This window comes from Oleiphilus sp. HI0080, from assembly GCF_001635135.1.
This window is the reverse complement of sequence record NZ_LWFU01000853.1, coordinates 1-944: the sequence shown is the minus strand read 5'-3', so window position 1 is coordinate 944 and position 944 is coordinate 1. Positions and strand designations below refer to the sequence as shown.

1 protein-coding gene is annotated in these 944 nt (G+C 52.2%); it reads right to left on the bottom strand.

Annotated features, from left to right (window positions below; all coding sequences use genetic code 11):
* Positions 1–29: 29 nt before the first annotated feature.
* On the bottom strand, positions 30–944 hold a 915-nt coding region (locus A3751_RS17265), incomplete at its 5' end, for an efflux RND transporter periplasmic adaptor subunit (RefSeq protein WP_068458233.1).

Here is a 944-nt window from a genome sequence, read left to right as displayed (position 1 = left end):
GCTGGTAGCGCTGAGGTCTGTTTTGGCAATCATGCATCACCCTCGATGCTCACTTCGACGGTTTGACCTTCAGCGACAAAGGCTTGGCCTACTACAATGAGTCGCAGCTGCTCAGGTAAGCCGGATAACCAAACGCCATCACTGTCGTTTTTGATGATCTCTACCTCGTGGCGAACCACTTGATTGTTGTCATCCACTGCATTGACGAAGATGCTGCCATCTGCCGCAAGCGAGAGTACAGAAGACGACACCTTGTGCGCTTGCAGTTCGCCAAGGGTAAGTCCGACAGAGGCGCTTTGTCCAAGCCGCATGTTTGCCGCCGGTTTTGCATTCGCTTCGACGCGGAATGTGCGTGTGGCAGGATCGGCATAGCTGGATATGTAGCTCAGCTTACCCTCGATACGTGTTCCATCGAGAAGCTTGGCGGTGAGAGTTTGGCCGACACTCAGCTTTGAAATATGTTGTTGTGGCACCCGTGCGACGATTTTAACTTGGGTATCGTCAATCAGATTAGCAATCGGATCGCCTGCGGAGACGTAGTCTCCAAGTTCAACATGACGTTCATTGACGATGCCAGCAAAGGGAGCACGAATAATCGTTTGGCCAAGCTCTACTTTTATCTGCTTCACAGATGCACGCGCAGCAGCGACATTTGCGACGGCTTGCTCAAGCTGATTGCCAGAGATCATACGTTTGGTTTTGAGCTGGTTCGCGGCTTCCAGTTCTGCTTCTCTTAATTTGAGTTCAGCCTGAGCTTGGTCAAGGCGAGCCTGCCGATCATCTGTGGCGATGTTCACCAAGCGCGTTTCGGCCTTTACACGCGTGCCGTTTTCAATCAACACGGCTTCAATCTTACCGTGTGTCTCTGATTTAACCGTGATCGTGCGCGATGGATTGACGGCGCCTTGTAAAGTGATGCTGTCGGCGACAGGTACGGCCGACAT